Origin of the sequence: Thomasclavelia sp., assembly GCF_017889095.1 — a bacterium.
GTDB lineage: Bacteria > Bacillota_I > Bacilli_A > Erysipelotrichales > Coprobacillaceae > Thomasclavelia.
Window position 1 is genome coordinate 1 of sequence record NZ_JAGHEW010000233.1, and the last position, 6,930, is coordinate 6,930.

Annotated in this window: 9 protein-coding genes and 1 other annotated feature; all 9 genes read left to right on the forward strand. The window is 31.0% G+C overall.

Annotated features, from left to right (window positions below; translation table 11 throughout):
- The first annotated feature begins 185 nt into the window (after positions 1-185).
- Complete coding sequence (locus tag J7M77_RS10050) at positions 186-398, forward strand: hypothetical protein (RefSeq protein ID WP_296878087.1); 213 nt, start codon at positions 186-188, stop codon at positions 396-398.
- Between the two features lie 163 nt (positions 399-561).
- Positions 562-1,329, forward strand: a complete 768-nt coding sequence (locus J7M77_RS10055) for a LysM peptidoglycan-binding domain-containing protein (RefSeq protein WP_296878089.1) — start codon at positions 562-564, stop codon at positions 1,327-1,329.
- On the forward strand, positions 1,326-2,240 hold the full coding sequence (locus tag J7M77_RS10060; protein ID WP_296878091.1) for a hypothetical protein: 915 nt from the start codon (positions 1,326-1,328) through the stop codon (positions 2,238-2,240). The genes J7M77_RS10055 and J7M77_RS10060 overlap by 4 nt, the downstream gene beginning before the upstream one ends.
- Before the next feature lie 24 nt (positions 2,241-2,264).
- Positions 2,265-2,468: a binding site (T-box leader), on the forward strand.
- 31 nt (positions 2,469-2,499) lie between these two features.
- A complete protein-coding gene (locus tag J7M77_RS10065) occupies positions 2,500-3,162 on the forward strand; it encodes a hypothetical protein (RefSeq protein WP_296878093.1) in 663 nt (220 codons plus the stop codon).
- Complete coding sequence (locus J7M77_RS10070) at positions 3,155-5,770, forward strand: valine--tRNA ligase (RefSeq protein WP_296878095.1); 2,616 nt, start codon at positions 3,155-3,157, stop codon at positions 5,768-5,770. Before J7M77_RS10065 ends, J7M77_RS10070 begins: the two co-directional genes overlap by 8 nt.
- Positions 5,771-5,909: 139 nt before the next feature.
- Positions 5,910-6,068: a hypothetical protein gene (locus J7M77_RS10075; RefSeq protein ID WP_296878097.1), complete on the forward strand. Its 159-nt coding sequence runs from the start codon at positions 5,910-5,912 to the stop codon at positions 6,066-6,068.
- Positions 6,068-6,205: a hypothetical protein gene (locus J7M77_RS10080; RefSeq protein ID WP_296878099.1), complete on the forward strand. Its 138-nt coding sequence runs from the start codon at positions 6,068-6,070 to the stop codon at positions 6,203-6,205. The genes J7M77_RS10075 and J7M77_RS10080 overlap by 1 nt, the downstream gene beginning before the upstream one ends.
- 59 nt (positions 6,206-6,264) lie before the next feature.
- The gene (locus J7M77_RS10085) at positions 6,265-6,651 is read left to right on the forward strand and encodes an SPOR domain-containing protein (RefSeq protein ID WP_296878101.1); all 387 of its coding nucleotides are present in this window, start codon (positions 6,265-6,267) and stop codon (positions 6,649-6,651) included.
- On the forward strand, positions 6,648-6,930 hold a 283-nt coding region (locus J7M77_RS10090; protein ID WP_367236984.1), incomplete at its 3' end, for a UPF0758 domain-containing protein. The genes J7M77_RS10085 and J7M77_RS10090, both read left to right, overlap by 4 nt.

A 6,930-nucleotide genomic window follows, 5' to 3' on the forward strand; every position in this document is an offset into this window, starting at 1 on the left:
ACTACATTATAGCAGTAAGCTATAATTAAAGATAGAATTATCCATTCTATTATATATATACAACCGGACTTGGTAAAATTACTTTTATTTTTTTCAAATTTGTAGAATTTTTTTATTTAGAAAGAAAATCTTAGCTTTTTCCATTATCGCTGTAAACTGATTTAGTGGATTTTCAAAATAAGTAAGTGTATCATGATCAATTAAATAGTCAAGCCACATATTTTGAAAGCAATATTGCTGTTTCTTTGTTAATGTCGGAAGTTGATGTTGATTTTACTTATGAAGGTAATTTTACTAATAATTATTATGATGGAAAAATTGAGGCAACATGGAAATCTAATTCAGGAACATATCATGGCACATTTAATGCTGATATGGGGAAAAATATATTTATTTAGATAACGGTGAAGGATATTACTGGTATTTTACAGATCTAACTGCATTAGAAGGCTGGAAAGTATGGGATGGTAGAGATTCTAAATAATTTATATTGGAACAGCTCTTTGTTATTCTTTTATCATATTAAATAAATCTTTGCATATAGTTTTATGGGAGGTAAATATGCAAAAGATATATTTTGAAAAGTGGATTGATTTAGATCATCAATTAAAAGAATTAGTATCTTTATCGGTTGATGAATCGATTAACTATAAGATTGAAAGTGTTGGGGTTCGGGCAATTGGCAGTTTGATTGTTAAGGGCGAATATAATGAGCAACAAAAGTTTGATGAAAATATTGAATTAGATATTTTGGCTACTTTTGATAAAATAGTTGATCAGCGTGATTTTAATATTAAAGTAGAAGATTTTGATTATACGATTAAAAATGGTAATGTCAAAGTTAAAATTGAAGTAGGAATTCATGGAGTTATTGATGGAGAAGATCGTTATGTAAAAGATGAACATGAAGAAAAAGAAGTAGTTGTAGATCCGGTTGTTGAAATTGAAAATTTAATGCGGGAAACTGAAGCTAATAATGAAACCAAAGTAGAGATGGCACCAGTTTTTGAAGAACCAGTTATTGAAGAAGTAGAAACTGAAAATATTTTAGTTAAACAAGAAGAGGCACCGATTACGGTTGAAGAAAAGAAAGTTGTTAATGAAATAAACGAACAGTTACAAGAAAAAGTTTATGAAAGTAAATCACGACCAATTTTCCAGGATGTTGAAGACAGTGTTGGTACCTATTATTTATATATTGTTAAGGAAAATGAAAACTATAGTGATGTAGCTGCTAGATATAATATTGATGAAGAGATAATTCGTAATTATAATCAAGATAAAGTATTAGAAGCTGGAAATGTATTAATTATTCCTTATGTTCCATGAACGAAATAATTAAGAGTGCCTATTCTTTAAATGTTATTGGTTATATAAAAGTAAGTAAAAGAGTTTATAAAGTAAAGTGTAAAGAAGGATTTTTTAGTTTAAAGTTTGTTGAAGATACTAGTTTATCAGTTGTTATTGATCATATTGAAAGTCTTCATTTAAAATGTTTTGTACCGGTGATTCGTAATTGTAATAAACAGATTCTAACAAAATACCAGACTAGACAGTTTTATTTATGTCCCTGGTTAAAAGATGATAATGCTATTATTAAGGAATTGAAATTAAAATGTTATTATGAGTATTTAGCTTATTTACATGGTAATACGTTTTTTAATTATAGTGTGGCTAAGAATTATTTTAAATGTCAAATTGAAGAAATAAGGGGTATTATTCAAGAAAGAAAAATTTATTATAATGAAATCATGAATAATTTTGAAGTGTTAGCTTATCGTAGTCCTACAGGCTGGATGTTTGTTTTAAATTATTGTCGTATTGAAGAATGTTTAAATACAGCAACTAGGTTGTTACAGGAATATGAAGATCATGTCTGCAATCTTGATACGATCAGGTTATGTTTGACATATAATAATTTTAATTATAGTCATATTTTGATGAAAGAGAATTGTTTGATTTCAATTGATAAAATCAAGATCAATCTATGTATTTATGATATTTATAGTATGTATCAAAAAATTCCCGAATTGATCTTTGATTTTGAAGTTATTTTAGATACTTATTTGTGCAAAATTAAACTGTTACAGGAAGAAAGATTGTTACTACGATGTTTACTGCATGTAATTCCTATTGTTGAATTTGGAAGTGATGAAGTTAATAATATTGTTTTGATGTCACGGTTATTATATTATTTAGATTCAATTTCTTCATTAAATAAAAAGCTTTCAATTGACTAGTAGGGTGGATTTTGTTAGAATACACCTATAGCGATGATCAGGAGGAGTAGATTTTAAAGCTTTTTAGAGAGTCCTAGTTAGGTGTGATAGGATAAGCGTAGAAGTTGAAGGTAGCCTGTGAGCCTGTTTATTGAACTTTAGTAGGTAAACACGTATGACTGCGTTAAAGTTTAAAGGCATATAAGTAATATGCAAAGTAAGGTGGTACCACGAGCATTCGTCCTTATGACGATGCTTTTTTTATTTTAAGGAGGAAAATATGAGATCAGATTATTTAATTGTTTGGGTATTATTTCTTGCTGGATGTTTATTCTTGTTTTATTTCTATAGCAAAAAAATCCGTAAATATCGCAATATTCAAAAGGAACAGAAAAGACAGTATGAAGAAAATCGGGTCAAATATCGTCATTTTACTAGCGAGATGTTTGATGAAACCCCTGATGAAGAATTAACTCATGCTGTATTATATCATGTCTTGGCTAAAGAAGATAAATTATATGAGGGTGATGAAATTACGGGAACATTAGTTGATTTATTAACACATGGGGAATTAATGATCTATACGATTTATCAATTAGAAATGTCTTTAGAAGGTGGTCGTGGTTCAGTTCATTCTTTCTTTATTAAAGAACCATATTGTTTATATCGTAATTATGGAAAAGAAGCTTTTGAAGCCATCGATTGTCATGAAATTGCCGAATTAGTAGGGGCAGCGGAAAAACTAGCTATTGCCATTGAAAATGATGAAGAAATTGGTATTGATGAAGATAGTGATTATGGTAATTATAACTTCTCTGATTTTACCAATGCAATTGCTTCGGCAATGAAAACTTCAGGTTTGATTGCAAAAGCTGCTAAATACATCCGCGCTCATAAAGATGAATTTATTGAAACAGAAACGGAGGAAAATGATAATGAGTAAACAATTAGAACCAAAATATAATCATCAAAAAGTTGAAGCCGGTAAATACCAGCAATGGCTAGATAAAAAATATTTTGAAGCTGGAGATACTTCAAAAAAACCATACGCAATCGTTATTCCCCCACCTAATGTAACTGGGAAATTACATTTAGGTCATGCCTGGGATACAACTTTACAAGATATGATCATTCGTTATAAAAGAATGCAAGGTTATGATGCTTTATGGTTACCAGGAATGGACCATGCTGCGATAGCAACCGAAGTTAAGGTTGTTGAAAAACTAAAAAAACAGGGAATTAATAAACGTGATTTAGGTAGAGAAGGATTTTTAGAAAAAGCCTGGGAATGGAAAGAAGAATATGCCCAAAATATTCGTGAACAGTGGGCAAAACTTGGATTATCTCTAGATTATTCAAAAGAACGATTTACTTTAGATGAAGGATTAAATCAGGCGGTTACCCAGGTTTTTGTTGATTATTATAATAAAGGGATTATTTATCGTGGTGAAAAAATCATCAACTGGGATCCAATTCAACAAACTGCCTTGTCTAATGAAGAAGTCATCTATCAAGATGATGAAGGAGCATTTTATCATCTTAAATATTATTTAGAAGATAAAAGTCGTTATCTAGAAGTTGCAACAACAAGACCGGAAACATTATTTGGGGATACAGCAGTAGCCGTTAATCCTAAAGATGAACGTTATCAAGATTTAATTGGTAAGCATGTTATTTTACCAATTGTTAATAAACTGATACCAATCGTTGGAGATATTCATGCCGATCCTGAATTTGGAACCGGTGTTGTTAAAATCACTCCAGCCCATGATCCAAATGACTTTGAAGTAGGAAATCGTCATGACTTACCGCGGGTTGTCTGCATGAATCCTGATGCAACAATGAATGAAAATGCTGGAAAGTACTGTGGCATGACTAGAGAAGCATGTCGTGAAGCTTTAGTTGCGGATTTAAAACAGGAAGATCTATTGATTAAGATCGAACCTATGGTTCATAGTGTTGGTCATAGTGAAAGAACGCATTGTGTTGTTGAACCATATTTATCAAAACAATGGTTTGTTAGAATGGATAAACTGGCAAAACAGGTTTTAGATAATCAAAAAGATCCTGATAAAAAAGTTAATTTTGTACCAGGAAGATTTGAAAAAACCTTAAAACAATGGATGGAAAACTGTTATGACTGGTGTATTTCCAGACAGTTATGGTGGGGACATCGGATTCCTGCCTGGTATCGCGGTGATGAAGTTTATGTTGGCCTAACTGCTCCTGAAGGTGATAACTGGAAACAGGATGAAGATGTTTTAGATACCTGGTTTTCTAGTGCCTTATGGCCTTTTAGTACTTTAGGATGGCCTAATGATACCGTTGATTTAAAGCGTTATTATCCTAATGATGTATTAGTAACAGCTTATGATATTATTTTCTTCTGGGTTGCCCGAATGGTCTTCCAGGGAATTGAATTAACTGGACAACGGCCATTTAAAGATTGTCTGATCCATGGTTTAATCCGTGACAGTCAGGGTAGAAAGATGTCAAAATCATTAGGAAATGGTGTTGATCCGATGGATGTTATTGAACAATATGGCTGTGATGCGTTAAGATATTTCTTGACAACCAATTCAGCACCAGGACAGGATTTAAGATACATTCCTGAAAAAGTAGAATCATCATGGAATTTTATTAATAAAATTTGGAATTCTGCAAGATTTGTTTTAATGAATGTTGATGATTCAATGAAATATGAAGATCTAAGCTTTGAAAACTTAAATTTATGTGATAAATGGATCTTGAATAGATTAAATGAAGTGATCAAAGAAGTTGATACCAATATGGATAAATATGAATTTGTCAATGTTGGAACTGCTTTATATAATTTTATCTGGGATGATTTCTGTTCATGGTATATTGAACTTTCTAAAGTTCATTTAAACAGTGATGATCAAACAGTTAAACAGGCAAGCTTAAATACTTTAGTTTATGTTTTAAATGCCATCGTTAAAATGTTACATCCATTTATGCCATTTGTAACTGAAGAAATTTTCCAGGCGATTCCACATTTAGAAGAATCAATCTGTATTGCCGCTTGGCCACAAACTAATCCTGATTTTGATGATGAAAACATTAATGATCAGTTTACTTATTTAATTGATGTTGTTAAAGGAATAAGAGAAATCCGCAATCAATATACAATTAAAAATGCTATTGAAATTGCTTATACAATTACAACTAAAGATGATTCATTAGAATCATTGATGGATCAATGTTTACCATATATTAAAAAATTATGTAATGCTTCATGTTCTGGTTATAATCAGGATGTTCAAGGCGAAGTTGCTAATATTACAATTAAAGGTGGTAACTCTTTATTAGTTGAATTAGGTGATTATATTGATAAAGAAGCGGAAAAAGAAAAATTAATGACTCAGTTAAAGAAATTAGAAGGCGAAATTAAACGATGTGAAGGTATGCTGGCTAATGAAAAATTCGTTTCTAAAGCGCCAAAACAAAAGGTTGAGTTAGAAAGAAATAAATTAGCTGATTATAAATCAAAATACGAAGCGGTTCAAAAACAGCTTGAACAAATGAGATAATTACTGCGGTAATTATCTTTTTTTATATTTTTTTCAATTTTTTTAAATTTTAAAAGAAAAAAGGGCAGTTGTGGGAGTATATATATAGTAGAAGGTTTAGTGGGAGTGTGGCCTTTAAAAAAATACAGGAGGAAAAGAAATGAACGAATTACAACAAGCAATGCAAATGGAAGTTACTGGCGGAGGAATTGGCGGAGTTATTTTCTTTATCGTGATTGGAACAGCAGTTTATAAGATGTATAAATCTAAAGCGGGAAGAGTTTCTATCCCTAAAATTATTTCAATCGAGTGGCGCTAATGAAAGAGTTATCAACTAGAAAACAACAACAAATTACTGGCGGATCATCGCTAGTATATGTAATAACTTCAATTGTCGTCGCTGCTGGAGCTGGATTATTTAAGATCGTGAGAAGTCATTTTTTCGCTAGAAGATAGTTTTATTAAGGCATAATTACTGATTGCTGGCATAGACTTAGCTTGAAGGGGTGAAAATAGTGAAGATTATTCGAGCTGTAGTCGTGCTGGCAATCTTTTTATCATTATGTTTTATGGGGATATACTTGAAATTCTTTTCGACATTAAATAGTCACTTTAATGCTTACATAGTTCAAGTAGGAATATATAAGCAAGAAGAAAATGCTAATGAGATGATTGCTAAACTGACAGAATTACAAAAAACTAGTTATAAGTATCAAAAAGATAATAATTATATTATTATTGCAGGTGTTTTTATCGATGAACAGGAGGCTAAAAATATGGGAAATGAAATTAGTAAGAATGGCATCACTTGTGTAATTAAACAAGTTCGTTTTGCCAGTTCATTTAAAGAAAAAATTGAACAACAGGATTATGAAGCAATCATCAATGAATTAGGTTCATGAAATTAAGCAGTTATCCTAAAAGCGAAAGACCGCGGGAAAAAGCACTACATTATGGAATTGAAAGTTTATCCAATGTTGAATTATTAGCTCTTATTTTAAGAACGGGCAATAAACAAGAATCAGTAATCGAATTAGCGCAGCGCCTATTAAACGAAATTGGCGGTTTTAGTTATTTAAAAGATATTAATTATGATCAGTTAGTTAATATTAAAGGAATTAAACAGGCTAAAGCAATCGAGGTTCTAGCAATCGTAGAAATGGCGAAACGGTTAAAGCAGC